This is a genomic window from Pseudomonas sp. TNT2022 ID1044, from assembly GCF_028656895.1.
In the GTDB taxonomy this organism is placed as follows: Bacteria; Pseudomonadota; Gammaproteobacteria; order Pseudomonadales; family Pseudomonadaceae; genus Aquipseudomonas; species Aquipseudomonas reinekei.
This window is the reverse complement of record NZ_JAMDHB010000025.1, coordinates 135,156-161,031: the sequence shown is the minus strand read 5'-3', so window position 1 is coordinate 161,031 and position 25,876 is coordinate 135,156. Positions and strand designations below refer to the sequence as shown.

Below are 25,876 nucleotides of genomic sequence, written 5' to 3'. Positions count from 1 at the left end.
ATGTTGGTGACATATGGTCCAGCGGTTGTGCAACCAACCAAAACAGCGAGCAGGCAAAGGGCAAAAATATTGAGTTTCATATGAGTCCTTTCGATTAGTGAGCTGAGCCAATTGGTTCGCCAAAACCGGCGTTGATATTGAACCTCAAGAGTAGACCAGCCGCAGAAACCCGCACTTTTCCTCTATCGCATCAGGTCGCGGAGGGTGGCACCTAGATGCATCACACCTGCGCCGACGACAGACATGGCTGGATCTACCGGCCCACGGAAATGAAAAGGCAGGCCATGGCCAAAGACAATGTGCAGATTCAGCGGGACTAGTGCGCCAAGGAGAAAGCCCTGTTGGACCGGAGCCGAGAAGCGCACGCTGATTGTGTCGAAAGCGCTCGCTGATGCACTTCAAGCGCTGGGCGCGCGCCACGACTTCGAGGAGTGGCAGGAGACGGTGTCGGCCCTGCTCATCAACCTTGCTGCCGCACCAGTCGAAGACTCAGGTCGGTTCGTCACCATGTCGCGACCTGAATTCGTTATCTCGGACAAACAGTCGCGACAGCTTGGGCGATTCGCGAAAATCGGCGTTGATGTTACAAATAACTAGACAAACCCGGTTCCACGGACTGGAGACCCCAACGTTTGTCCGTCCCAGATAGGATGGTGCAAATCTGGTCCGGAAGCCCCTAGATTCGTTATGTCATGGCAAATTTGGTAACGACTACCGTCAGCAGATACAAGTATCAGGCCGAGCAGCTGATAACAGTTTTTGTTGTAGTCATAGTCTTCACCAAAATGAAAATTCATCGCGTGGTTGATCTCGATAATTTTTATATCGCCCGGCTCAATGAGAAAGCCTTCAACATTATCGGAGGGAATAATCGTGAAGCTTTCACTACTCCGAAAATACCCACGAGGGTCTGGTCCCTGTAACAATTCAACGTCTTTCACATAGAGTGTCTGTTTGCCGGTGTTGCTGAGGCTGTATTTCAAATGCCGCATCAAGGGAGATACTTCTTCCCATAAGAAGAAACCAGCTGCATCCTTCTCATTCGTCGATCTGGCGCGGCGAGGTGTGAACGTACGCTCAAGCAATATCAGCATCGCACCCGACGGCTTATGAACATGCGCGAAATAAAAACTAGCGAACGCGACTATGAACGCCGCAGCCGATAATCCGAGCGTCAGCCAGTCCTTTCCAGTCATTTAGCATTCCTTATGAAACGTTATTTTTTACGAGGATGCCGGGCTATCAGGTAACGGCTGGCGCATTACCTGGACCATCTTCTGCTGCCATTTAGCAGCGTCTTCATCGCTCACGGAAATCTTTTTTGTGAGCTCATTCAGGTTAGCCTGAACGTGCTGAACAGACGGGTGTCGATCTGCGGAAAGCCCGCTACCAGACAGCAGCACATATTCGTTTTCAATAATCACTCTGGTGATGTCCTGCAATTGGGCAAGAACCTTCTCGGCTCCTTGCCTGGCTTCCTGCGCAGCGCGAACGTCTCGTTTTATTGATGCTTCCCACAGCTTCACCTCAGTAACACTGTCTCCCAAGATAAGCATGACCGAGACCAGCAGCCACATGGTCGATACAGCAGCAAATACTGGCACATCGATTCCCTTCGCAAATAAAGCGATAGGCAGAGCGACAACTGCTGCCGCAAGCAGCGCAAAGCCGCAGCGCCCAGCAAGACCTATCTCTTTCTGCAGATCCGGCTCCATGCCGGGCCGAACACAAATACCCCACTTCTACGAATCACGCCAGCCGGCGAGGCAGGCGTCTGCATGGAAATCACCTGTGACCGTACCATTCATCCGTTGCCACGGTGCTATAAAATGAATTACTACTCTTTATCAACCTCCGTAACAGATGCCTTCAATGTGTTGTTCAACCAATTAACGCCTTCCACAGTCATCTGATATTTCACGCCATTCTTGTCAAATTTCCATGTAGCACCTGGTCCCACATTCTGCAACTCTATAGTTTCTGATCCTGGTATATACAACGTCCCCCTGGCAGTATTATCAATACTAATATTAGATATACCTATTACTGCATTAGTCTTGGGATCTACAAAAGTCTCGCCTTTCATGAATGATTTTGAAAACTCATAATACTTTGGCTTTACCAGCGGCTGATCGCTACCCTCATGATGTTCGCTCACTTTGTTAAGAGCCGCTGAAGCCAAGCTACCCTCGAGCTCTTTTATTCTTTTCTCCATAGCTGGAACCGTCTTGGGATCACTTGTTAGCCACGTCAAATATCTGTCATTCTCAGACTTCAAATTTGCTAAATCTGATTCAAGAATAGATATCTTTGCATTGAACTGTTCAGCTCTTGACTCTGCACTTTCCGCCTTTGCCTTATACAAATTAACTTTGTTCTCATCTATAACAAATGATGACACCAACCATGTTGCAGTAGCAACGACAATCGTATGGCTAATAATCGAAAAGGCAGGATGTTCTTGAAACCAGCTAGGCATTTTTCACCGCACATGAAGTAAATGTCTGAGAAAGCTATCCCAGTTCATATCGTAACGCTACTACAGAGACTAAAAGCCATGCCTACAGCAATCGATTTGTTCGCTGGTCTCGGCGGATGGTCTACTGATGCCCGCAATGCCGGCATCGATGTTATTTGGGCGGCCAACCATTGGCCGGTCGCCGTCGAGTGGCACAGCGCCAACCCCCCCGAAGCGATCCACATTTGCCAGGACCTGCACCAGGCGGATTGGTCGAAGGTTCCGGCCCACGACATCATGCTGGCTTCACAGTGCCGCCAAGGACATCCGAAGACTCGCGGCAAGAAGTCCGGCAATGCCCAGCACGACGCATCCCGGTCCACGGCCTGGGCCGTTGTGTCTGCTGCTGAGTACCACAAGCCGGAAGTAGTGCTGGTCGAGAACGTCGAAGAATTCACTGATTGGTCGCTTTACACGGCTTGGTCGCAGACCATGGCCGCGCTGGGATACATGATCGTGCCGCACGTAGTCGACTGCGCTGATCTCGCGATGCCTCAGCACCGAGTACGTCTGTTCCTGGTCTGCACCCGCAGCAAATCACCGCTGATACGAGAGTTGCACCGGCGCCACCACGTTCCGGCCGCCAGCTTCCTCCAGTTCGACGCTGGGCGCTGGTCACCAATCGAGAAGCCAGGGCGCGCGCAGCCCACCCTCGACCGAGTGCGCAATGGCCGAGAGCGCTTCGGCGATCAGTTCATCATGCCCTACTACGGTAAGGGCTTTGGCCTAACTGGACGAGATATCAACCGCCCAATCGGCACCATCACTACGCTCTACCGCTGGTGCGCGGCGATGAGATGCGGATGCTCAGTGCAAACGAAGCGCTTGCCGCAATGTCGTTCCCCACCGACACGCTGCGCCCCGACAACCACCGAATGACAATGCACATGGCGGGTAACGCTGTTCCGCCGCTCGCCGGACAGCGGATCATCGAAGCATTGATGCAAGCTGCCTAGCCGGCAAAGAACCCGCTTTTTGGCTTTTTATGATCAGCCCCATCCAAGTTCCATAGTTCATCGTCCGTCCCCAGCACGTGCTTGATACGAGGATGATTGTGGCAAAGCGTAGCCACTCTTTCCGGCGTTAGGTTTACAGCCTTTGCAATTGCGCGCGTCGATCGATATTTATAATCATCGAACCGCTCAAACTCACTAACTAACCAGCTATGGATCCTCTTTGAGTCCCTGAAGTTATCCAAATTTTGCTTACCCATTTGCACCGCGATTACCAGCCCACCACCTATTGCTCCGGCGACAACCTCGCTCCAGTCCGACATCCTCGTCACCCCACTTTCTGATCGGTTTTGTTCGGAACGATCCTGCTACGAACTGGCATCTTTATCCAAATAAATCCGCAATTAATTGCGACCAACCGCTCATCAAATACCGCCCGGGCATGCCCCGGCATAGGACGACCCATGCCCACAGAAAACATCCGCGCGGTCGTGACCGAGTACCTAATCGGGATGATCGCCGCCGTTACAGCCACGACGCCGCCGGCGAACGAGCCAATGCCGGCTTTCATTCAGGGGCCGATTGACCGAGCCGTTGACCGGATCAATGCAGTGGTTTCGCCTGGTGTGACACTCAAATCTACCCGCGCCAAACGCGTTTACGTGGCCGGGCCCCATGACTGGCCTGAAGGACTTCAACTACCCAGCCCTCAACGCTGCCAGCGACCAGCTTCGCGCTCTGGGCTACCAGGTGGAGAACCCAGCCGATCACGGCATCGTCCCCGGCGCCGAGTCGGCCGACTATATGGCCTACGACCTAACGCGTCTGGGCCTGTGCGGCGTGATCGCCCTTCTACCTGGTTGGGAAAGATCAGAGGGCGCAAAGCTCGAAGTTCAAATCGCCCACCGCCTCGGCATGACGGTTGTTAATACCCATGATTTGATAGCTACCGAGGCAGGCGGTTGAGCGAAGCACTCAATTATTTTGAATCTAAGTCCGCTTGTATACGGGCCGCAACGGTTGGCGCCCAGTTTTGACCCGTGATTTGATAAGTCGCACGTTTCTTACTAACGACTCGAATCGAATAACTCTCTGCTGATGGTGAGACCGGCGTAATAAATAGCCCTATAACCTCTCCCCAAGTGGCCATACCCGCGGGCGCTTCAGATTTAATCACCCCCGCACCTTTATTCATTTCAACGATTGCTAGATTGGTGCTCATAGCCGTTACCGAAGACTTCCATATCTCATTGTAGGATTTATTGGGCACGTCAATTGTGATGCCAGTATCAGTTGGCTGAAGGCCATCGATTGTGGAACAACCAGAAACTCCAAGGAACACAGCACTACAAGCTAAAGCCTTAACAAAGACATTCATCACGATAAATTCCTTTTTGATGCAATCGATAGATGAGCAAATCGAGTAAACCAAAGCAATCTTAGCTTTGCAGAATTCTGGAAATCAGCAACCCCCTCTTCAAAGTCAGCCGCTATAGCGGCAAGGACGAAGTCATGCCTGAAGAAAATGTTTTGATCCAGCCGCTGCCGGTCGAACGCGGCACCGACGGCTGGTGGTCCCACCCCGACTACCTCCCTGAGTTCGACGACGAAGTAACCGAGGCGCAATTTCAGGAATGGTGTCTGCGCCAGCAGATGGAAACCAAAGTCTCCCACATGGAAATCGACGTTCCCGTCGAAGTGTTCGAAGCCTACATGGATGAAGGCAGTTGCGATTGCTCAGCCAGGGATGTCCAACACCCGGCCGAATCAGATTGGTTCATCCTCTCGATCCACGACACCGAGGATGGTCCGGTCTGCATCTGGGGCCGCCGGGCAGTGCCGGTGCCGAAACTCCTTGGTGCGAAGGTGATGCCATGAGCCGGAGTGGATATTGCGACGATGGCGACAACAACTGGGGCCTGATCTGCTGGCGAGGCGCTGTGAATTCGGCGCTAAGGGGAAGACGTGGTCAGGCCATCCTGAGAGAACTGGCAGAAGCGATGGACGCCATGCCAGTGAAGCGTTTGGTAACCGAAGAGCTCCAGGCAGAAGGCGAATTCTGCACGCTTGGGGTCGTTGGCAATGCGCGCAGTCTGGATATGTCTGTGATTGATCCAGGACTCGCAGGCTGTCGCGGACAAGTTTGGGCTGGCCGAGGCGATAGTCTGGGAAATCGTTTGGGAGAATGACGAACACCCGGGCGCATACGGCCACAAACCGGATGGTAGCACCGGCTGGCGACGCGAAACGCCGGAAGAGCGTTGGGTGCGCATGCGTAAATGGGTCGACTCAAACATCAAGCAGGTGACGCCATGAGCCTTCGCCAGCAGATAACCACCTACATGAGCGGCACGGGCGGCTCCTGGGATAACTGGTTCTACACCTGGTGGTTCCGGTTCCACGTCAAGCCATTCACCACCAAGCAAATTCGCCGTGAGCTGGAGTTGATGAAGTGCGAGGGCTTGGTCGAGTCGGATCACAGCCAGAGCAACAACACGAAATGGCGGCTCACCAAGTACAAGCCTGAAGAGGTGACACCATGATCGCAGCGCCGCTCTTCGTGCTCCGGCTCATCTACAAGGGGCCGTGCTGTTGGGGTTCACCCCGCCAGTCACCTCAGGGGAGAAAGTGTGTACGCAACTGGCGAAGTTAACCAATAAACCGTAGCTCACCCGCTCAGCTCGCTTGGCACCCCTCGTCTGATTTCCACGATCCGTTTGCAGGCTGCGCATGAACATCAGGCTCGCTTATTTCCCTTAGTCCAGCCAGCAACCATCAGTGCTAGACCAGGAATCCAAAGACCGGGCGCAGTAATCGCAACGCCGCAGATTGCCAGAGATAGCCCGGTTAAAAACAACGGATTTCGAAACGCCTTTTCCATAGCGACAACTCCTTTAAGAAACTATTTCATTAAAGCACAAAGCCTGCCGGTGAACGGCGGGAGGACTCGCTATGCGTAAAGTAAATCGCGTGGTCGAGGATCCGGCTGCCAGATATGGCTTCCGCTGGGATCCGTCCACATATGAAGAGGCCGAACGGTTGACCGGCTTCCGCCTGGATCGACGAGTCAATTATCTGATCAAGCGCGACGGCCACGTCGAGCAGATACAGACGTGCACCATCGACTGCAGCGGATGAAAGACGCGATGGACCTTATCTCACCGGTCAGCGACCGGCAGATATCCTGGTGATGCGAAAGGATGATGCAGAAGGGGATATTTGGGGGTGCAGCAGAACAAGACGCACAAAAAGCTGCGTATTCAGATGACCACTGACGGTAAGGCGAATAGCCTGGGCCGGCTGATCGCCGAAATAACCGACCGCAACGCCCGGCATGTCTCGAACTACCTGATTGTGAGCCAGCACGGTAAACGGATGACCGCTACGATGCTGCGTAAGCGCTGGGACATCGCGCGCGAGAAAGCGAAGTTGGCGGCGTTCGAGATCGGCGACGACCTGCTGGCGGCGAAGATTGGCGGGTTTCAGTTCCGGGACATCCGGCCGAAAGCTGCGTCTGAAATCATTGATGTCGGCGAGGCAAGTTTGCTGCTGGGCCACACCAAAGGCGACATCACCGAGCGGGTTTACCGTCGGATCGGTGCTATCGCCAAACCATCAAAATAGCCTGAAAATCCGTTCCATAACTCGAAGCAGGCCCCTTGTAGAATGCGGTCTGTAGAGGTGCTGAAAAATGAAAGTAATGGAACGGAAAATCGCTACAAGCAGCAGCCCGTTTACTTCGATATAGCGATCTTGAAAACCGTCGACTGTAACAGGTCCATGAGTTCGAATCCCATCGCCTCCGCCATCTTTATACGACAAAGCCCTGATTATTCAGGGCTTTGTCGTTTCTGGCATTCAGAAAACCGGCTCCTCTCTCTACGGATCGTTTCCGTATCCTTTTGGTCATTTCCGCAACCCTGCCCTTCTGACACCGTTACGTTCGCGCCAATCAAATCACACTAAGCAGAGCGCGTTGGTTGCATTGACTGCGGACATTAAGCGCGTTTTCCCAAAAGCGGACATTGAGCACTGCGTATTTGCCTAAGGCTTATCGCGTGAGTAGAATGCGATTAATTATCAATTATGTATTTGCCGGGATTCCGATGCGCAGCGACGAAACACTAGGTACTGAAGATCTAGGGCTGCTCTATCGCACCCACCACTCGTGGTTACACGGCTGGCTTATCCGACGCATTGGGTGTCGCGATAACGCAGCAGATTTGGCGCAGGACACCTTCGTACGTCTGCTCAAATCCCGTCAGTCCAGCCCCTTGCGCGAACCTCGCGCCTATCTGAGCAGTATCGCCCGCGGACTGATGATTGATCAGTATCGTCGTCGCGAACTCGAACGTGCCTACCTGGAAAGCATCACGTTGCTGCCTCCACACGAGGTGCCCTCGGAAGAAAGCCGGCTGATGATTCTTGATGCGCTCGAACGCATAGACCGTATGCTCGGCATGCTTAAACCGAGAGTTCGCCAGGCGTTTTTATTCGCCCGACTCGACGGTCTAACGTGCGCGCAAATAGCCGAAAAGCTGGGAGTTTCCCGCGCGACGGTGGAACGCGACCTGGCCACGGCCCTGCAACACTGCTATCGCTTGCGTTATGTCGAAGCGTGAGCCGCAGGCGCTCAATCCGGCCATTGTCGAGCAGGCGATCCAATGGCTGGTGCGCCTTCGCTTCAATCAAGCCGATGAACAAACACAGCGCACTTTTGAGCACTGGCTGCAGCAGCGCCCAGAGCATGTGTTGGCGTGGCAGCGTGTGGAAACGCTTGGGGATGAATTCGCAGGCGTGCCAGCTCAACTGGCCCGACAAACCCTTAATGGCACCCATCATGGAATGCGGCGGCGGGAAAGCCTGAAGCTACTGGGCATATTGGCTACTGTTAGCACGGCAGCCTGGCTCGGCCGTGACTACACACCCGTACCAGCCATGCTTGCTCAGCAGCGCAGCAGCACCGGCGAGCAACGACGCTTCCAACTCGATGATGGCAGCCTTATCCAGCTCAATAGCGATAGCGCCGTCGACAGCGATTTCGACGCCCAGCGACGCCTGATCATCCTGCGACGTGGTGAAATCATCGTGAATGTCGGCGCGGATCAACACTCGCCTCAAGCGCGACCGTTCTGGGTGCAATCACGTGACGGGATCATGCGCGCTCAGAGTTCCCGCTTTCTGGCACGCGAGCTTGACGATGGCACTCTGGTCGCGGCTCAGGAAGGATCCGTCACGGTGTTCCCCGGCTCCAGTCAAACGCCTGCGAGCCGCACTGTCCAGGCAGGAAATCAGCTGCTGTTCACATCAAGTGGCGCCCGAATGTTCAGGGACAACGGCCTTGATCTATGGAGCTGGGGTGACGGGGTGATCAGTGCGCGCAATATGCGCCTCAATGATTTCATCGTGGAGTTGTCGCGTTATCGCCCCGGGGTATTGCGCTGCGCCGAAGAGGTCGCTGATCGTCGCGTTTCCGGCACCTTCCAGCTCGCCGACAACGATCAGGTCCTGGCTTTGATCGCCCAGTCACTGCACCTGCACATTGATTACCGAACCCGATATTGGGTGACCGTGACCGCTGCCACCTGAATCCATCAGAATTTTTGTACTACCTGAAATATAATGAGGTGGTTTCTCATTCTCGTTCGACCTCTAAGGAAGGCCGGAATACAGGCCAATCTGCCGATGTCCTTTCTTGGAGCGAGTAAATGAGTTCGTCCCCTGTTTCACAGCGCCATCCATTAAATCGTGCCTTGCACGGTGCGATTTTGGGTTTGATCGTAAGCAGCTACGCATTGCCAACGCTGGCGCAAACGTCGAGCGCTGAGCACAGCAATCAAGTCAAGCAGTGGAACATCGCTGCCGGCCCACTGGCGCCGGCGCTTGACCGCTTTGCGCGCGAGGCTGGCATCAGTATTTCGTTCGACGCGTCGAGTGTAGTGAACCGCGCCACTGCTGGCGTGAATGGCACGCTCGATACGTCGGCAGCGCTGTCATCGTTGCTGCAGGGGAGCGAATTGCAGATCGAACAGCAAGGCCTGAATGCTTACCTGCTGGTCCCTCAAGCAAAGCCCGCCGGCCCGCTGGAGCTCGACGCAACGGACGTCGAGGACTACCGCCTTGCACCCCTCATCATCAATGCCAAGGTCAGGGTCAGTGCCGACGACGACGCCAACTCGGTGGTCGCCAAGGAGCTCTGGGTTGGCGGCAAGGTGGCCACCAGCATTCTCAATACACCGGCATCGGTATCAGTTGTTACCAACAAGGAAATGGAGCAACGCAGCGTCAGCACCACGGAAGAGGCGCTGCAATACACGCCGGGCGTGGTCAGCGACTTCTATGGTACGGATGACCGCAACGACTATTTCCAGATCCGGGGCTTCCAGGCCACCACCTACCGTGACGGCTTGACCCTAAGTTCGATGCGCGGCGTACGCGAAGATCCATTCGCTTATGAGCGCATCGAGATTCTGCGTGGCGCCAACTCCACGCTGTTTGGCCCCGCAGACCCGGGCGGTTCGGTGAATTTCGTGACCAAACAGCCGCGCTTCGAGCAGTTTGGCCAAGGTTATGTGACCTACGGTTCGTTTGACCATGTCGAGACAGGCATCGATGTGGGGGATGCGCTGAACGACGAGAAAACCTTGGCAGGCCGCTTTACTGCCAAAGGCCAAAACAGCGACCGCGAATACGACCACTCGCAGGACGACAACCAGTTGTTTATGGGTGGCGTCACCTGGGCACCGACGGATTACACGTCGGCGACGATGATTCTGGACTACCTGAAAACCGAAAGTTCGCCCAACAGTGGCGGTTATCCGCTGGATAAGGAGTACGACCGCAGCAAGTTTTATGGTGAGCCCAGCTACAACTTCCACGATGTCGAGCGCACCAGCCTCAGCGGCAACGTCACCCATGACTTCGACAACGGCTTCGTACTGCGCAGCAATCTGCGTTACAGCAAATTGACCGATGATTTTGGCTACGTTTACCTCAGCGACAGCGCCGCACGTGTCGGTACCACCGTTGACCGCTATCAGTTTGGAACGGACACCGAAGCCGACCAGTTCAACGGCAATCTGATGCTGCAATACGATGCCCGCTTCGAGAACATCGACAGCAGCAGTCTGGTGGGCGTGGAGTACCTCGATTCGACCACCAAGGAAAGCTCGGTCTACGCCCTGACGACCCCGATTGATATTGCAAATCCCGTGTTTACTGGCGTGTCACGCTCAATCACGCCGTATGCCGTCAACAAGCGAGACGCGACCACCAAGGCCGTATTCCTTCAGCAGAACCTGTCGTTCTACGAGCGCTTCATCGTCACCGCAGGTATGCGCAACGACTCGATGGACCTTACCAGTAAAGGTTTGCAATCCACTGAGAAAGACAACTTCTCCGAAACCTCCTACCGAGGTGCGTTGACCTATATCGTCAACGATGAGGTGTCCACCTATGTGAGCATGGTGGAATCCGTCTCGCCGCCGCAGGTTGGCGTAACACCGCAGACGGGCAGGCAGTACGAAGTGGGCGTTAAGTATGCGCCGATGGGGATGGACGCACTGTTCTCCGCTGCCGTTTATGACCTGACCCAGGAAAACGTCACCATCGCCGTGGTGCTGCCGAGCGGCATCATTGAGCAACAGACCGTGGGCGAATCGCGGGCGCGTGGCCTCGACCTGGAAGCCAAGGCGCAGGTGACGCAGAACCTCAGCCTGATCGGTGGCTATTCCTATATGGAGTCCGAGGTACTGCGCGGTTCGTTGTACGACGGCAGCTCCCTGAAGGGTAATGAGTTCACCACGGCCCCCAAGCATTCCGCTTCGCTCTGGAGTTATTACGACGTGCCCGGCACTGATGTCAGCGTTGGCTTGGGTGCGCGCTACGTCGGCTCTTATTACTTCGACGCAGCCAACTCCGGCAAAAGCGATGGCACCACGCTGTTCGACGCCGCCTTCAACTACGAGATCGCCAAGGGCACCGACCTTGCGGTGAACGTCAGCAACCTGCTGGATGAGCAGCACGTGGTCGGTTCCGGCACAGCGAACTTCTACAACCCGGGTCGCGAGATTACCGCCAAAGTGAGTTACAACTGGTAAGCAGGCGTATCAGCCTGCCGTTCAAGTATCTGGTGTCGTCGGAGGTCAAAAACAGTGCCGCACTGGCGATTTCTGCAGGTTGTGCCATGTAGCCCAATGGCGTGACGAAGAGCAGGTGCAGTCTCCCCTCTCGCCAGCTACCTTTCATTGAACAACAGCACGACCTGCTCAAGGCTGCTACATGGCTTGAGTGCCAACCCATGGGTCTCACGGCTTGCAAATCGTGCTGATTGATAATTGTCAGAAACGCCAACGTCTGCCGGCACTAGTGTTGTGACGAGAGCGTGACCGGGCGTCAGTCCGAACCACTCTGACAGAGCAAAGAATGGATGGCAGCATGAGCGTTGTCAGGTAGTTGGTCAGAATGCCCCTCGCCATTTTCGTCGGGAGCCTGAGTCAGGTTCCCGGTGCGTTCGATGGCTGAGCGGTGACGCGTTGCGCAAATCGAGGGGTTTCCGATGACCGATTCAAGCAAGAAAATGAGCCTCATGGGGCTCACCACACTGGTGACGGTAAACATGATGGGCTCAGGCATCATTATGTTGCCGACGAGCATGGCCCAGCTCGGGGCCGTTTCTTTGTTGTCATGGATCGTCACCGCTGTCGGCTCCATGGCCATTGCGTACTGCTTTTCCCAATGTGGCATCTACTGTCTGCGCTCAGGTGGGTTATCCGCCTACACCGAAGAAGCGCACGCAAAATCAGGATTTTTCCTGTGCTCGTATCTGTATTTCCTGTCGCTGGCCATCGCCAACGTGGCGGTGGCCATCTCCGCAGTGGGATACATGACATCGTTCATGCCTTGGCTGGGAAGCGGCGCCATTCCCTTGTTCATCGGAACGGTCGGCTTGCTCTGGTTAACCACCGTGGCTAATTTTGGCGGCCCTGGCATCACGGGCAGGATTGGCGCGGTGACTGTTTGGGGGGTGATCATCCCGGTAGCAGGCTTGAGCATCATCGGTTGGTTCTGGTTCAAACCCGATCTGATAATGGCCGCCTGGAACCCGAATGACCTGCCGATATCAGAAGCGATCAGCAAAGCAATTCCTCTGACCCTCTGGGCCTTTCTCGGCATGGAGTCAGCTGCCCAGGCCTCTGATGCGGTGGAAAACCCCAAGCGCACCGTGCCGCTGGCGTGCCTGTTCGGCACACTGGGGGCAGCCGCGGTCTATGTGCTATCGACGACGGTCATTCAGGGCATCATTCCCAATGCCGAACTGGCCAACTCTTCAGCCCCTTTCGCGCTCGTTTATGCGCATATGTTCAACCCCACGGTCGGCAACATCATCATGGCGCTCGCGGTGATGGCCTGTGTGGGCTCACTGTTGGGCTGGCAGTTCACTCTGGCGCAAACCGCCAAGATGACGGCTGATCAGGGCATGTTCCCAAAACTGTTCAGCAAGGTCAGCGCACGCAATGCCCCCATCGTCGGGATGCTGGTCTGTGGCGTGCTGCAGACCTTGATGGCGCTGTCGACCATTTCGCCCAACGCGAGTGCGCAGTTCGGAAAACTCGTCAGCCTCGCAGCCGTGACCAACCTGATCCCCTATGTGACGGCGGCTACCGGGCTGCTGGTCATGATGTACAAAGCCAAAGTCAGCGCAGGCGTATACACGCGCAACACCCTGGTGTTAGTGGTTGCGGTGGCCTATTCCTTGTACGCGCTGTACGCCTGCGGCAAAGACGCCGTGTTCGGCGGTGTCCTTGTCCTGGTGTTCGGCTACTTGCTCTACGGGCTCCTCGCTAAACGTTTTGTCGACACCCCTGCGCCCGCTTTCCTCCGGGTCGATAACCCTTGATCGCAATCTTCAGGACAGCACAGACATCTGAATTCGAGGAAACCCGCGCATGAACGTGAAACTGACAAAAGCCAACAACCTGCTGCTGCTCGTCTGCCTGGTTGCGCTGCTACCGGTAATGGCCCATGGCAATACGCTTGAGCGCATACGTACGAGTCATACTTTTACCCTCGGCTACTTGCCTGACTTCGCGCCTTTCAGTGATCAGTCGGCCGATAAAGCCAGCGGTTATGCCATCGATCTGTGTCTGAAGATCGCCGAGAAGGTCAAGACCGACCTGAATTTGCCCGAGCTGAAAATTCAGTACCAGCCTGTCTCCATGAGCGACGAGATGACTGCCGTCAGTTCGGGGAAAATCGACATTCTCTGTACGCCCACCCCGCCCACACTGGCGCGGCGCAAGAAGGTCAGCTACTCGGTGCCGATCTACACCGCCGGTCTCTCGGCAGTGGTGCGCCAGGATTCATCCGAAGCCTTGCTCAATGTGCTCAATGGCAAGGTGGCTCATACCGGGCCAACGTGGCGAGCCACCGTGAACCGTGGTCTATCCAATCAGACGTACGCCGCCATCGCCGGCGGTATAACCGAGACGTGGATACATGAGCAGATGCGATTGCTGGGAGTTGTGGCGACTCTGGTGACAGTAGAGAACGCAGAGGCAGGTCTTAAGCTGGTTGCCGATGGCAAAGCCGATGCGTTCTTCGCTGAGCGCATGATGCTCAAGCATCTGCTGAGCAGGAATTACTCTGCTGCAAACCTGGTGGTGCTGGAGCGGATTTTTGAGTACGCACCGACTGCAATGGCCGTGGATCGAGAGGATGAAGATTTCCGTCTGCTGGTCGACACCGCGCTCAGCGAAATGTATCGCTCCGGCGAGATTGAACAGGCATTCGACAAATATCTGGGCGGGGCCAGCGATGCGGCCAAAAAACTATTCAAGGTCTATGCAATACCGTAATGACAAGCTGGAATTATCGGGCTTTACCGAAAACCATGCACAAAATCAAAAACGCCGCTCAAAGAGCGGCGTTTTTGTGTATGGAGCCAGAAACCAGACTCACCCGTCTGCAGGGAGTCTCAAGCGTTTCAGTTCCAGGGACGGTCTCCATTCTCGTCCTTGATGCGGGTCGGCAGGCCCATGACGTCCAGCGCCTTGAGGAACGGCTCAGCCGGCAGTTCTTCGACGTTGGCCATACGCTGCACATCCCACTCGCCACGGGCAACCAGCAGAGCTGCGGCAACAGGTGGTACGCCAGCGGTATAGGAAATGCCCTGGCTGTCGGTTTCGGCAAAGGCTTCTTCGTGGTCAGCCACGTTGTAGATGAACACTTCGCGCGGCTGGCCATCCTTGGTGCCCTTGACCAGGTCACCGATGCAAGTCTTGCCGGTGTAGCCAGGCGCCAGCGAGCTCGGATCAGGCAGCACGGCCTTGACCACTTTCAGCGGCACAACGTCCAGGCCTTCGGCGGTCTTGACCGGTTTCTCGGACAGCAGGCCGAGGTTATTGAGTACCGTGAACACGTTGATGTAGTGCTCGCCGAAGCTCATCCAGAAACGCACGTTCGGCACGTCGAGGTTCTTCGACAGGGAGTGCACTTCGTCGTGACCGGTCAGGTACAGGTTCTGCGAACCGACGACCGGCAAGTCGTCGGTGCGTTTGACTTCGAACATGGTGTTGCTGGTCCACTGGCTGTTCTGCCAGCTCCACACCTGCCCGGTGAATTCGCGGAAGTTGATTTCCGGATCGAAATTGGTGGCGAAATATTTGCCATGGGAGCCGGCATTGACGTCGAGAATATCGATCGAATCAATGCGGTCGAAATACTGTTGTTGCGCCAGTGCGGCATAGGCGTTGACCACGCCCGGGTCGAAACCCACACCGAGAATGGCGGTGATGTTCTTCTCTTGGCACTCTGCGAGGTGATTCCACTCGTAGTTGCCATACCAAGGCGGCGTCTCGCAGACTTTGCCCGGTTCTTCGTGAATCGCGGTGTCCAGGTAAGCGACGCCGGTATCGATGCAGGCACGCAGCACCGACATGTTCAGGAACGCGGAACCCACGTTGATAACGATCTGTGATCCGGTTTCGCGGATCAGCGCCTTGGTTGCTTCCACATCCAGGGCGTTGAGCGAGTAGGCCTGGATATCGGCGGGCACTTTGAGACTGCCCTTGGCCTTGACGCTTTCGATGATGGCCTGGCATTTGGAGATGTTGCGCGACGCGATAGCAATACGACCGAGTTCATCGTTGTGCTGCGCGCACTTGTGGGCCACCACCTTGGCGACACCTCCTGCACCAATGATAAGAACGTTCTTTTTCAATTGCTTGATCTCTCCTTTAATTGTCCGCTTACGAAAGGCTGGACAGGTAGTCTTCATAACCAAATTCGCGAACCACTTCGACTGTACCGTCGAGTTGTTTCACTACGATGGACGGCATTTTCAGGCCGTTGAACCAGTTCTTCTTGACCATGGTGTAACCCGCGGTGTCGATGAACGACAGTCGATCGCCGATAGCCAGCGGGCGATCAAACTGATACTCGCCGAAGATGTCGCCGGCAAGGCAAGACTTGCCGCACACCATGTAGGTGTGATCACCCTCGCTCGGCGCCAGCTTGGCGTTGAGGCGATAGATCAGCAGGTCAAGCAGGTGCGCTTCGATGGAGCTGTCCACCACCGCCAGGTGCTTGCCGTTGTACAGGGTGTCGAGCACGGTCACTTCCAGCGAGGCACTGTTGGTGATCGCCGCTTCGCCCGGCTCCAGGTAAACCTGCACGCCGTACTTCTGCGAAAACGCCTTGAGTCGCGCGCAGAACTCATCCAGCGCGTAGCCCTCACCGGTGAAGTGAATGCCGCCACCCAGGCTGACCCAGCTGACCTTGTGCAGCAGCGGGCCGAAGCGCTCTTCGATGGTGGTGAGCATCTGGTCGAACAGGCCGAAGTCGCCGTTCTCGCAGTTGTTGTGGAACATAAAACCGGAGATCTGGTCGATAACGCCTTCGATCTTCGCCGGATCCCACTCGCCCAGACGGCTGAACGGGCGCGCCGGATCGGCCAGCAGGTAATCGGAGCTGCTCACCTGCGGGTTAACGCGCAGGCCGCGGGTCTTGCCTTCCGATCGCTCGGCAAAGCGCTGCAGCTGGCTGATGGAGTTGAAGATGATCTTATCGCAGTTATCGAGCATCTCCTCGATCTCGTCGTCGGCCCAGGCCACGCTGTAGGCGTGGGCTTCGCCAACGAACTTTTCGCGACCGAGCTTGAGCTCGTACAGCGACGACGACGTGGTGCCGTCCATGTATTGCTGCATCAGGTCGAACACCGACCAGGTGGCGAAGCACTTGAGTGCCAGCAAGGCCTTGGCGCCGGATTGCTCGCGCACATAGGCAATCTTCTGCATGTTGACCAGAAGCTTTTGTTTATCGATGAGGTAGTACGGTGTCTTGATCATTTCGAGGCCTCCGGCAAGGCCAGCCAAAAAAGGATGCGCATTGTGCCCGCACTGGCCGCAGATCGAAAGAGCAGCGCGCAAAAGCAGCGTTATTTGGGCAACGCTGCGACGGAGGTCGTTTGGTCAAGCACGGCGGTGAAACCCTTCATCCCCAACCATGGGCCTCTTCAATAAAGTGCAATACCGCGCTTGAACGTTCATCAATACGGGAAATGAGTGACAGTTCACTGACCATTTCCGGTTGGGCCAACGGCACAATGCGAATCCCCGGCATGGTCAGTCGCGTCATCGCTTCAGGGACGATACTCAGCCCGATCCCGGCGGCCACCAGCCCGGGGATACTCATCAGTGACGGTACATACATAATATTTTCCGGGTGCAGCTGGTTTTGCCGGCACGCCTGGAGTGTGTGGGATGTCAGGCCGATGCCGGCAGTGTCCTGAAGAAAAACGAACTTTTCGTGCCGCAGCATCGCCAGGTCGCCGGTGAAACTTTGCGCGAGCTCATGGTTGTCGGGAATCAGCAAAACAAGCCTCGACTGACTGAAATGATGGGTGCGCAAACGATCTGGCAAGTGGTCTTTGAACACCCTGGCAAACGCCAGGTCCAGCTTATGGTCGAGCAGCATGTCGAACTGCATGCGAATGCCGGCGTCCACCAGCGACACTTTGACCTCCGGGAATGTACTGAAGTAATGGCGCAGCAATTGCGGCAGGTTGGCTTCGAACAGCGCTGAGTGGTAGCCGATGTTGATCTCGCCCACTTCACCTCGCCGGGCGCGGCGTGCGGCCGCGGTAGCCAGTTCACTGGACTCTATGGACTGCCGCGCATGGGGCAGAAAGGCTTCGCCGGCAGCTGTCAGCGCCACGCCCCGGTTTTCCCGACGGAATAGCGCCAGTCCCAGCTCTGACTCCAGGGTGCGCATCAATTGACTCAGTGCCGGCTGCGCGATGCCCAACTGTTCGGCCGCCCGACTGAAGTGTTGCAGATCGGCGGCCACGACGAAGGCTTTAAGGTGACGCAATTCCATCAGGCTTCCCATAAGGCTGGCTTATTGATTTGTCGTTATTTCGATAATTATTCTGCAAGCAGGATCGGTTAACGTCTACACACTTCGACACATCCCGCGAATTGCCGTTGTTTGAGCGGGATCGTGCAGGTAACCCATAACCATAAAAACAATGACGAGCACCTCTATGAGCACGATCAATAACGAGACTCATGACTTGCGAATGCCTCGCAAAGCAGTGACCGCCGCAACCATTGGCACCGCCCTGGAATGGTTCGACTTCACGCTGTACGGCGCAATATCCGCGACCATTCTGCCCAAGCTGTTTTTCCCGGCGATGGAACCAACCGCAGGCCTGCTCGCCTCGCTGGCAACCTTCGGTGTCGGCCTGGCCGCACGCCCATTGGGTGCGATTACCTGTGGCTACCTGGGTGACAAACTCGGCCGCCGCAACCTGATGCTCGCCACCGTGACCATGATGGGTCTGGCGTCGGTGCTGATGGGCCTGTTGCCAACTTATGGTCAAATCGGCGTCTGGGCACCGATCCTTCTGGTGCTGCTGCGGGTCATTCAGGGCTTCGCGTTGGGCGGCGAGTCCACCGGCGCTCAACTGATGGCGCTGGAACACGCCTCCCCCGATCGCCGCGGACGTTATTCCGGCATGCTCGGCCTGTGCTCACCGCTCAGTCAGATATTGGCCAACGGAGTGTTAATGGGCCTGGCAGCAACGCTCTCAAGCGAGCAATTCGAAAGCTATGGCTGGCGAATCCCCTTCCTGATGAGCTTCGTACTGGTGGTGGTCGCGATCTTCATCCGCTTGAAAGTCGATGAAACGCCGGCCTTCGTCGCCTTGAAAAAGAACCCGGTCAAACAGGAAAAGAGCCCGCTGAAATCCGCCGTGGGCAGCCACTACAAAACCATCCTGCGCCTGATGCTGTTCTTTTGCTCGCCCGCAGCGCTGTTCTATCTGATCGTGATTTTCTCCCTCAGCTACCTCACCAAGCACTTGGGCTTCAGCCAGTCGACAGGCTTCATGTCGCTGATGGTGGCCAACATGTGCGCGATTTTCGGTGCGCTGGCCGGTGGTTATCTGTCCGATCGTTGGGGCCGTAAAAAGACCCTGGCATTTGGTTCGTGCATGACCTTGCTGATCCTGTTCGTCTACTTCCCGATCCTCAATACGCTGAACGTCCCCGCCATCATGGCAATCATGGGGTTGTTCCTCGGGTTCACCCAGTTTCAGAGCGGCATCCAGCCGGTGGCTTTTGCCGAAGCGTTCCCGACCCAGGTTCGTTATTCAGGTTCCGCACTGGCCTACACCGGCGCCAACCTGGTGATCGGCGGCCCGATGCCGATGATCGCGGTCTACCTGATGAGCCAGTCGAACAACTCGCCGTGGCCCCTGGTGACGCTGTGTGCGGTGATCAACCTGATCTCGCTGGCGATGATCGTCATCGGTCCGGAAACCCGCGGCATCGACCTCAACGCCGTTGCCGAAGACGACACCGTCGACGCGCGCACCACCGCCCTTCTTTCCAAATAACGCAGCAGGACGTCCATGAACCGCACTGTCTTCATCCTCAACGGCCCTAACCTCAATCTGCTGGGTCGTCGTGAGCCACACATTTACGGCCACACCACGCTCGAACAGATCCGGCAAAGCAGTGAAAGGCTGGCCGAGGAACTTGACCTGGTATGCGACTTTCGCCAGACCAACCACGAAGGCGTGATGGTCGACTGGATTCAAGAGGCCTTCGAGCAAGGCGCAGCAGTGATCATCAACCCGGCCGGTCTTTCGTTCCATTCGATTCCGGTACTGGATGCGCTGAAGTTGCTCGACGCGCCGCTGATTGAACTGCACCTGTCGAACATCCATGCACGGGATGAACTGCACCGCCACTCGATCATGTCTGGCGTGGTCAACGCGGTGATCTGCGGCATGGGCGCCGACGGTTATCCGCTCGCAATCCGGGCTATCGATGACTTGCTGCGTCGTCAGGCAGTCAACAACTAACCCCCCCTTCCCCAGACGCTTACCCGCGGTCCCTCGGCAAGTGATTGCCAGGGCCGCTTGCGCCTGAAATTCAGTCGCCCGCAGCAAAAAAACTCCTGAAAAAAATAATAATTCATAGAGAGACAACCTCCATGCGCCACACCTGCTTTCGCCGTAACGTGCCCGCCCATTACTCATTGATCGGCCTGACCCTGGCACTCAGTGCCGGCTCGGCGGCTGTCGTTCATGCTGATGAAAACAGCGGTTTTATCGAAGGTTCGACGGCCACGCTCAATCTGCGCAACGCCTACATCAATCGCAACTTCGTCAATCCCGCCTACCCGAACAGCGCCACACCGCAGAACAAAGCCGAGGAATGGACACAAAACTTTATCCTCGATGCGCGCTCCGGCTACACGCCCGGTCCAGTAGGGTTTGGCGTTGATGTGTTGGGCCTTTACTCGCAGAAACTCGACGGCGGCAAAGGCACCGCCGGTACGCAACTGTTGCCGGTCCATGATGATGGGCGCCCCGCTGACAACTTCGGACGCTTGGGCGTTGCCGCCAAGGCCAAGGTTTCAAAAACGGTGGTGAAGGTTGGCGAATGGGTCAGTACGCTGCCGATCCTGCGTTCCGATGATGGTCGTTCGTTGCCGCAGACCTTTCGTGGCGCGCAGATCACCTCCCAGGAAATCGGTGGGCTGACGTTGTACGGCGGTCAAATCAGGCAGAACAGCCCGCGCAATGACGCCAGCATGGAAGACATGTCCATGAACGGCAAAGCGGCGTTCACGTCCGATCGATTCAACTTCGGTGGCGGTGAATACACCTTCAACGGCAAGCGCACGACGGTCGGGCTGTGGTACGACGAACTCAAGGACATCTATCAGCAACAGTACTTCAGCCTGAGCCACAGCCAACCTGTGGGTGACTGGACATTCGGTGCAAACTTGGGCTTTTTCACCGGCAAGGAAGATGGCGCCCATCTGGCCGGCGACATGGACAACAAGACCGCCTTCGGCTTGTTCTCGGCAAAACTGGGCGGGAACACCTTTTATGTCGGCCTGCAGAAGCTCACCGGCGATACCGCTTGGATGCGGGTCAACGGCGCCAGTGGCGGCACCTTGGCGAACGACAGTTACAACTCCAGTTTCGATAACGCCCAGGAGCGGTCGTGGCAGGTACGTCACGATTTCAACTTCGTCACCGTCGGCGTTCCTGGCCTGACCCTGATGAATCGCTACTTGAGTGGTGACAACGTCCACACCGGCGCTATCACGGACGGCAAGGAATGGGGGCGCGAATCGGAACTGGCTTATGTCGTTCAATCGGGCGCCTTGAAAAACCTGTCCGTCAAATGGCGCAACTCCAGTATGCGCAGAGACTTCAACAAGAACGAATTCGATGAAAACCGACTCTTCGTCAGCTATCCGATTTCCTTGTTGTAAGGCGGTTCCTCGCAGGACAACAGAAGGTTCCGTCCCGCCGATACAGCGCTGTGGATTATCGGTGTGCGTGAAGGCGGCAGAACAGGCTGACCATGTCGCACAGCACCGGCCTCGTGCCGGTGTTGTGCTTTTCCTCCACACGTTTATTGCAACCAAACGCCCTGCGCACCGGTCGACATCGAAAAGCCGGCTATTGGGTGCAGGCGTTATGGAGGCCTTCAAATGATTGGAGTCGTTGTCCCGGTGCACAATGAAGAGCGGCTTTTGAACCAATGCATCGAATCACTGCTGGAGGCGGCCTTTCACCAGGGCCTTGACGATGAAGAGGTAAAAATCCTGATCGTGCTGGACGACTGCACAGACACTTCCCTGGAAATCGCCCGGTCCTATGGGGTGATGACATTGACCTGCACCCACCGCAACGTCGGAAAGGCCCGGGCGCACGGTGCCGAGCATCTGTTGGGGGTGGACGCACGATGGCTGGCGTTCACCGACGCCGATACGGTGGTTCCCAGTACCTGGCTCGCCGATCAAATTCGCTTCAATGTGGATGCCGTGTGTGGGCTGGTCGAGGTGAGCGACTGGTCGGAACATCCGCATGGGGTGCGGGAGCGTTACCACGCCCATTACCGCACCCTCGACGGCCACCGCCACATCCATGGGGCGAATTTTGGCGTTTCTTCGGCGGCTTACCGCAGGGCGGGCGGATTCAAGGCCTTGGCAGCCCACGAAGATGTGCAACTGGTTAACGATCTGGAGCGCAGCGGAGCGAACATTCTGTGGACCGCCAGCAACCGGGTGACCACCAGCGCGCGCAAAAACGGCCGTTGTCGCGGAGGTTTTGCCGACTATCTGCAGTCGTTGGCCCAGTAGCTATTGGCAGGTTTCAGCGAGATCGATCGAGGTGGGTTGTCGGCTCCAGTACTCAAGCAGAAAATCCTTGTCCTCATGGCGCACCAGACGGTGCAAATGCAGGTTTTCCGCCAGCGCGGCGTGAACCTCATGGCCATCCTGCGAGCATCCCTCAATGGGATGCAGCCAATGACAGGCCAGCACGCCGCCTGCAGGGCCGAGGCTCAGCAACGTGTTCTCGATCACCTGCTGCCACGCCTTGGCATCCAGGAAGTAACCGACTTCACTCAGGACGATCAGATCAAACGTGCCCTGCGGCCAATCTTCGGGAATGTGTGCCTGCTCGACACGGACATGGGGCAAGTGACGCAATCGCCCACGCGCGAGCGTTACTGCCTTTTCGATGATGTCCTGGCACAGCAGCGATTCACTGCGCTCGGCCAGTAGCGCACTGAACTCGCCGTTAGCGCAGGCGGGTTCATAAACCCGCTGATATCGCTGGCGCGGCAGACTTGCCAGCATCAATTCACGTTTGCGCTTTTCGTACCAGCGGGTGCGGAAAGACCAGGGGTCATCACTGGCGTTGAACATCTGCTGAAAATAGTCAGGCGATACGCTCATATAAACACCAGTTCAAAGGGCTGCAACAGTCGTTCGAGGGTTTCTCGATCCAGCACCGCCGGGGCCCTGTCGTCGCGGCTGATCTGCGAGACGTGGGCGTTGATCGCCTGGCGCTTTTGCGCCAATACGGCTGCATCGAGCATCAACTTGCGGGCCCGCGCCCAGGGAATTCTCGGATCTTGCGGTCGTGCCCAGTGCCAGGCCCAGACCGGGACTTCGATCAAGCAGGCATGGCGCTGTGATGCCGCGAAAGCCGCGGCCCTACCGGTTGCTTCGTGATCGCAATGCCCGTCCGATCGCCAGGTGCTCACCACTCGATCACCAGGCTGTATCAATGCCAGCAGCCGCTCGACCAACTGCGGCTCATGCCCCGGCACAGCGCTGTCCGGCAGCCCCAAGCGCTGCCAGTTCAAGGCATTGGCATCGAGCCCCAATCGGTCGAGGGCGCGGGTGCTTTCCAGCGGGCGCTGTTCACGCAACCGTGAAACTGGCCACTCCCGGGAACCAGGATGACTCGCTTCGCCATCGGTCACCGCGACCATCACCACGTCGGCCTCCCTGCCCTTCATCCCGGCCAGAATGCCAGAGCAGCCGAGGACTTCATCGTCAGGGTGCGGCGCGACGACAACCACACGCCGCCCCTCGGGGATCAGTTGTTGATGGGTGATGGTTTGCACATCCGCCAGCGCCGGGCAGGCCTGCCATTCGGCCAGCGGGGTGCCCTTCCCCCGGATAAGGTTTTCAGCCTCGGGCGTTTCATCGCTCACAGCAGCCACCCATCATCCGGTTGCGCAGCGATCAGTTCGCCCAGTGCCGCGAGATCTTTCTGCCCATGACTTTGCCGGACGAACACCGGCAAATCCGCAGCGAGCCTGGCAAAGTGAGCATCGCGACAGAACGGCGTAGCGCCCAGCGCACGCCCCACCTGCGCAAGCACCTCATTAACCGTGGTTTCCATTTGGGCGCGTAATCGCCGGACAGGTATTTGCGCCGAGGCCCGGGGTTTGGCATCGATCCACATCGCCGTGGCCCGCAAGCACGCCGCGGCGCTGCACAGCGCTGCATCGACGGCGCCAAGGTGCGCGGCGGCATGCGCGTCGTGATGGGGCTGGCGACAATGTTCGCGAAGGTAACCGGCCAGCGCACACGCCGCGCCGTACCAACAGGCGGCAATCCCTCCCCCGCCCTGCCAAAAACCCGGTCGATCCACATACTGGCCGGGCATCCCGACACAACGTCCCAACGCACCTTTGAACGCCACATCAACGCTGGCCGTGCTGCCCATGCCGACTGCCTGCCACGCATCGGCCATTCTGCTGATGGTGGATTGCCGCAAATCCACGGCGACCAGTTGCGGTCGATGCTGTTCATCCCAGGTCGTGAGCAACGCCCCATCAAGCATTGGCGCGCCGGAACACCAGGCTTTGCGCCCGTGCAAATACACGCGGTCGCCCTGACGATCCATGATGTTGACCCGAGCGAAATGCGGCTCGGCAGCCCAAGTACCCCAAAGGCCCTTGGGCAGCGGTTGATCGGGTTCAAGCTCCGCCATGATGGCCATGGCATCGGTATGGCCTTCGAACAGTTTGACCAACGCCAGATCGCATGCGGCCACGGCTGCCAGCGTCCGCCATCGCTCCAGCGTCAGGCCTTGGCCGGGCATCGGCAGGGAAGCGAACCCGCTGTCGATGAGTTCCTGCATCACCTGTGGCAACGCAGTGTCCGGTGAACTCACGGGTCGGGCTGCGAACCTGGTCAGCAGATTTTGTAAGTTTGCGGCGTTGCTCATCGCCGGCGCTCCCTGGTGGACGGCTGGATACGGGGGTTGCCGAGCAACTGGCGAAAGGCAGGATGTGAATGCGCGCCGAAGTGCTCTTGATGTTCAGAGGCAGGCGGCTTGCAGGAGTTCACTGAACCTGCGGGAAGTCTCGCCGAGCACAGATTTCAGAGCGGCTGAGCAGCCAGACTCAGTCTGCAACCAGTAAGGCTTGATGCATTTCAATGGACGGTGTTGCGCCGCTCCGAAGCCGGACAACGGGGTGAAGGGCTGGGCCTTGGGCTGTACATCGCCGCGCAAATCGCTACGGCCCATAACGGAACCTTGACTGTGTCCTCGACAATCAACGCGGGAACATGTTTTGTCGCGAGGTTTCCGGCACGGTTCAAATGGTTGTGAGGACAATCGCCTGCACCCGGGTCGGGCTGATTTCGACTACTCGCTGATATCAGCCACGATCAGCAGTTCATCAGGCGTCTCACGTCTCAACCAGGTTCTCTTGTTTTTCCAGCCACTCGATCATCAACTCGCCCCAAGCGATGTCCGCTTGCATTGCACCTTTGGCCTGGACCGAATTACGGGTGCGCAAGCCTTCCAGCACTTCAAAGTGCTTGTGTTTGGCACTCGCCAGTTCTCTCTTCGGCACTTCGGCGTGGAACCGGCTCAGCAGCGGCCCCATGATGACCCACATGTTCTCGAGGGTTTTAGAGACCACAGGCATGCGCGCCGCTGAGATCAATCCGAAGTGGAACTCCCGGTTCAACAACGCGGCTTGTTTGTAATCGACGGGAACCGCCTTCTGGAATGCGTCCTGAATGGCTTCAAGCTTTTCCAGTTCCGGCTGGGTGATTCGCTGAGCCGCGACACTGGCAGCCTCGCCTTCCAGAAGATGGCGGATCAACTGGATTTCCCGCAGCTGACTGACCGTCAGCTCAGGGACATAGATTGATGTCGCAGCCTTCATGTCCAGCGCATGGTCGCTGACCAGACGAAAAATCGCCTCGCGTACAGGTGTAATCGATACCCCGAACTCTTCGGCGAGGGTGCTGATGCGCAAGCGATCACCTGGCTGGTACTGCCCGTCCATCAACGCGGTGCGAATAATTGAATACACCCGTTCGCTCAAGTTGCCTTTATCAATGGGCTTATGCACGGTCACTGTTACTCGATCTCCAGGTCGATGATGGTATGCCGGCCCAGCGGAGAAACTGCGCTGCAAGCCCAAAGCATAGATAACGCATCATACATCATCAATTTTTCACTGCCAGAGGGTCTTCCTTGCCAGGCGTCTCGTAAATGCGGTTGACGAAGATGCGCATCGAGGATATATCATGCATCACAACAAAATTACAAAGGAAC

29 protein-coding genes and 2 pseudogenes are annotated in these 25,876 nt (G+C 56.8%); 17 read left to right on the top strand and 14 right to left on the bottom strand.

Features of this window, described 5'->3' with window-relative positions; genetic code table 11:
* Positions 1–593: 593 nt before the first annotated feature.
* The 3 genes from M5G20_RS26035 to M5G20_RS26025 all read right to left on the bottom strand — a co-directional run bounded on the left by M5G20_RS26035 (position 594) and on the right by M5G20_RS26025 (position 2,479).
* Entirely contained in the window at positions 594–1,196 is a 603-nt protein-coding gene (locus M5G20_RS26035; protein WP_273921534.1) for a hypothetical protein, read from the bottom strand.
* A 27-nt stretch (positions 1,197–1,223) separates the two neighbouring features.
* Positions 1,224–1,715, bottom strand: a complete 492-nt coding sequence (locus tag M5G20_RS26030) for a hypothetical protein (protein ID WP_273921533.1) — start codon at positions 1,713–1,715, stop codon at positions 1,224–1,226.
* A gap of 122 nt (positions 1,716–1,837) precedes the next feature.
* Positions 1,838–2,479, bottom strand: a complete 642-nt coding sequence (locus M5G20_RS26025; RefSeq protein WP_273921532.1) for a hypothetical protein — start codon at positions 2,477–2,479, stop codon at positions 1,838–1,840.
* Positions 2,480–2,557: 78 nt separating this feature from the next.
* Here M5G20_RS26025 and M5G20_RS26020 point away from each other — a divergent pair.
* A pseudogene (locus M5G20_RS26020) lies at positions 2,558–3,474 on the top strand (DNA cytosine methyltransferase).
* Here M5G20_RS26020 and M5G20_RS26015 read toward each other — a convergent pair.
* Both M5G20_RS26015 and M5G20_RS26010 read right to left on the bottom strand, forming a co-directional pair.
* Positions 3,471–3,794 (bottom strand): hypothetical protein, encoded by a 324-nt coding sequence (locus M5G20_RS26015; protein ID WP_273921531.1) that lies wholly within the window; start codon positions 3,792–3,794, stop codon positions 3,471–3,473. The pseudogene M5G20_RS26020 and the gene M5G20_RS26015 sit on opposite strands and share 4 nt — an antisense overlap.
* A 5-nt stretch (positions 3,795–3,799) precedes the next feature.
* Positions 3,800–4,042, bottom strand: coding sequence for a hypothetical protein (locus M5G20_RS26010; protein WP_273921530.1), 243 nt, complete (start codon positions 4,040–4,042; stop codon positions 3,800–3,802).
* Positions 4,043–4,146: 104 nt separating this feature from the next.
* Here M5G20_RS26010 and M5G20_RS26005 point away from each other — a divergent pair, with 104 nt between their 5' ends.
* Complete coding sequence (locus tag M5G20_RS26005) at positions 4,147–4,437, top strand: DUF4406 domain-containing protein (RefSeq protein WP_273921529.1); 291 nt, start codon at positions 4,147–4,149, stop codon at positions 4,435–4,437.
* A 13-nt stretch (positions 4,438–4,450) separates the two neighbouring features.
* Here M5G20_RS26005 and M5G20_RS26000 read toward each other — a convergent pair whose 3' ends face one another.
* Entirely contained in the window at positions 4,451–4,849 is a 399-nt protein-coding gene (locus M5G20_RS26000) for a hypothetical protein (protein ID WP_273921528.1), read from the bottom strand.
* Positions 4,850–4,983: 134 nt separating this feature from the next.
* Here M5G20_RS26000 and M5G20_RS25995 point away from each other — a divergent pair, with 134 nt between their 5' ends.
* The 3 genes from M5G20_RS25995 to M5G20_RS25985 all read left to right on the top strand — a co-directional run bounded on the left by M5G20_RS25995 (position 4,984) and on the right by M5G20_RS25985 (position 6,014).
* Positions 4,984–5,349 (top strand): hypothetical protein, encoded by a 366-nt coding sequence (locus M5G20_RS25995; protein ID WP_273921527.1) that lies wholly within the window; start codon positions 4,984–4,986, stop codon positions 5,347–5,349.
* Between the two features lie 231 nt (positions 5,350–5,580).
* Positions 5,581–5,787, top strand: a complete 207-nt coding sequence (locus M5G20_RS25990; protein ID WP_273921526.1) for a hypothetical protein — start codon at positions 5,581–5,583, stop codon at positions 5,785–5,787.
* Positions 5,784–6,014 (top strand): hypothetical protein, encoded by a 231-nt coding sequence (locus M5G20_RS25985; protein WP_273921525.1) that lies wholly within the window; start codon positions 5,784–5,786, stop codon positions 6,012–6,014. The genes M5G20_RS25990 and M5G20_RS25985 overlap by 4 nt, the downstream gene beginning before the upstream one ends.
* A 194-nt stretch (positions 6,015–6,208) precedes the next feature.
* Here the strand turns inward: M5G20_RS25985 and M5G20_RS25980 are convergent, their stop codons facing one another.
* Positions 6,209–6,352 (bottom strand): hypothetical protein, encoded by a 144-nt coding sequence (locus M5G20_RS25980; protein ID WP_273921524.1) that lies wholly within the window; start codon positions 6,350–6,352, stop codon positions 6,209–6,211.
* A 71-nt stretch (positions 6,353–6,423) separates the two neighbouring features.
* On the opposite strand from M5G20_RS25980, the gene M5G20_RS25975 reads away from it, so the two are divergent.
* From M5G20_RS25975 to M5G20_RS25945, 7 genes are all read left to right on the top strand, one after another.
* A complete protein-coding gene (locus tag M5G20_RS25975; protein ID WP_273921523.1) occupies positions 6,424–6,609 on the top strand; it encodes a hypothetical protein in 186 nt (61 codons plus the stop codon).
* Between the two features lie 87 nt (positions 6,610–6,696).
* A complete protein-coding gene (locus tag M5G20_RS25970) occupies positions 6,697–7,095 on the top strand; it encodes a hypothetical protein (protein ID WP_443218327.1) in 399 nt (132 codons plus the stop codon).
* Positions 7,096–7,577: 482 nt separating this feature from the next.
* Positions 7,578–8,093 carry a sigma-70 family RNA polymerase sigma factor gene (locus M5G20_RS25965; RefSeq protein WP_273921670.1) on the top strand — a complete coding sequence of 172 codons (516 nt, stop codon included), beginning with the start codon at positions 7,578–7,580 and terminating at the stop codon, positions 8,091–8,093.
* Positions 8,080–9,060 carry a FecR domain-containing protein gene (locus tag M5G20_RS25960; protein ID WP_273921522.1) on the top strand — a complete coding sequence of 327 codons (981 nt, stop codon included), beginning with the start codon at positions 8,080–8,082 and terminating at the stop codon, positions 9,058–9,060. Before M5G20_RS25965 ends, M5G20_RS25960 begins: the two co-directional genes overlap by 14 nt.
* Before the next feature lie 119 nt (positions 9,061–9,179).
* Complete coding sequence (locus M5G20_RS25955) at positions 9,180–11,570, top strand: TonB-dependent siderophore receptor (RefSeq protein ID WP_273921521.1); 2,391 nt, start codon at positions 9,180–9,182, stop codon at positions 11,568–11,570.
* A 458-nt stretch (positions 11,571–12,028) separates the two neighbouring features.
* A complete protein-coding gene (gene potE / locus M5G20_RS25950) occupies positions 12,029–13,369 on the top strand; it encodes a putrescine-ornithine antiporter (RefSeq protein WP_273921520.1) in 1,341 nt (446 codons plus the stop codon).
* 49 nt (positions 13,370–13,418) lie between these two features.
* Positions 13,419–14,327, top strand: a complete 909-nt coding sequence (locus tag M5G20_RS25945; protein WP_273921519.1) for an amino acid ABC transporter substrate-binding protein — start codon at positions 13,419–13,421, stop codon at positions 14,325–14,327.
* 128 nt (positions 14,328–14,455) lie between these two features.
* Here the strand turns inward: M5G20_RS25945 and M5G20_RS25940 are convergent, their stop codons facing one another.
* The 3 genes from M5G20_RS25940 to M5G20_RS25930 form a co-directional block, all read right to left on the bottom strand.
* Positions 14,456–15,691, bottom strand: a complete 1,236-nt coding sequence (locus tag M5G20_RS25940) for a saccharopine dehydrogenase family protein (RefSeq protein WP_273921518.1) — start codon at positions 15,689–15,691, stop codon at positions 14,456–14,458.
* Between the two features lie 28 nt (positions 15,692–15,719).
* Positions 15,720–16,817 carry a carboxynorspermidine decarboxylase gene (locus tag M5G20_RS25935; RefSeq protein WP_273921517.1) on the bottom strand — a complete coding sequence of 366 codons (1,098 nt, stop codon included), beginning with the start codon at positions 16,815–16,817 and terminating at the stop codon, positions 15,720–15,722.
* A gap of 145 nt (positions 16,818–16,962) precedes the next feature.
* On the bottom strand, positions 16,963–17,847 hold the full coding sequence (locus M5G20_RS25930) for a LysR family transcriptional regulator (RefSeq protein WP_150734469.1): 885 nt from the start codon (positions 17,845–17,847) through the stop codon (positions 16,963–16,965).
* 166 nt (positions 17,848–18,013) lie between these two features.
* On the opposite strand from M5G20_RS25930, the gene M5G20_RS25925 reads away from it, so the two are divergent.
* The 4 genes from M5G20_RS25925 to M5G20_RS25910 all read left to right on the top strand — a co-directional run bounded on the left by M5G20_RS25925 (position 18,014) and on the right by M5G20_RS25910 (position 22,140).
* Positions 18,014–19,369, top strand: coding sequence for an MFS transporter (locus M5G20_RS25925; protein WP_273921516.1), 1,356 nt, complete (start codon positions 18,014–18,016; stop codon positions 19,367–19,369).
* Positions 19,370–19,384: 15 nt separating this feature from the next.
* Positions 19,385–19,840, top strand: a complete 456-nt coding sequence (locus M5G20_RS25920) for a type II 3-dehydroquinate dehydratase (protein WP_273921515.1) — start codon at positions 19,385–19,387, stop codon at positions 19,838–19,840.
* 131 nt (positions 19,841–19,971) lie between these two features.
* A complete protein-coding gene (locus M5G20_RS25915) occupies positions 19,972–21,267 on the top strand; it encodes an OprD family porin (protein WP_273921514.1) in 1,296 nt (431 codons plus the stop codon).
* Between the two features lie 222 nt (positions 21,268–21,489).
* Entirely contained in the window at positions 21,490–22,140 is a 651-nt protein-coding gene (locus M5G20_RS25910) for a glycosyltransferase (RefSeq protein WP_273921513.1), read from the top strand.
* Here M5G20_RS25910 and M5G20_RS25905 read toward each other — a convergent pair whose 3' ends face one another.
* The 3 genes from M5G20_RS25905 to M5G20_RS25895 are packed head-to-tail and all read right to left on the bottom strand — an operon-like array spanning position 22,141 to position 24,529.
* The gene (locus tag M5G20_RS25905) at positions 22,141–22,740 is read right to left on the bottom strand and encodes an SAM-dependent methyltransferase (RefSeq protein ID WP_273921512.1); all 600 of its coding nucleotides are present in this window, start codon (positions 22,738–22,740) and stop codon (positions 22,141–22,143) included.
* A complete protein-coding gene (locus M5G20_RS25900; protein ID WP_273921511.1) occupies positions 22,737–23,507 on the bottom strand; it encodes a PIG-L deacetylase family protein in 771 nt (256 codons plus the stop codon). The genes M5G20_RS25905 and M5G20_RS25900 overlap by 4 nt, the downstream gene beginning before the upstream one ends.
* Positions 23,504–24,529: an acyl-CoA dehydrogenase gene (locus M5G20_RS25895; RefSeq protein WP_273921510.1), complete on the bottom strand. Its 1,026-nt coding sequence runs from the start codon at positions 24,527–24,529 to the stop codon at positions 23,504–23,506. Before M5G20_RS25895 ends, M5G20_RS25900 begins: the two co-directional genes overlap by 4 nt.
* A 228-nt stretch (positions 24,530–24,757) precedes the next feature.
* Here M5G20_RS25895 and M5G20_RS25890 point away from each other — a divergent pair.
* Positions 24,758–24,916 (top strand): annotated as a pseudogene (locus M5G20_RS25890) (sensor histidine kinase); the annotation flags it as partial.
* 79 nt (positions 24,917–24,995) lie between these two features.
* Here M5G20_RS25890 and M5G20_RS25885 read toward each other — a convergent pair.
* Positions 24,996–25,670, bottom strand: coding sequence for a GntR family transcriptional regulator (locus M5G20_RS25885; protein ID WP_273921509.1), 675 nt, complete (start codon positions 25,668–25,670; stop codon positions 24,996–24,998).
* Positions 25,671–25,876 lie beyond the last annotated feature (206 nt).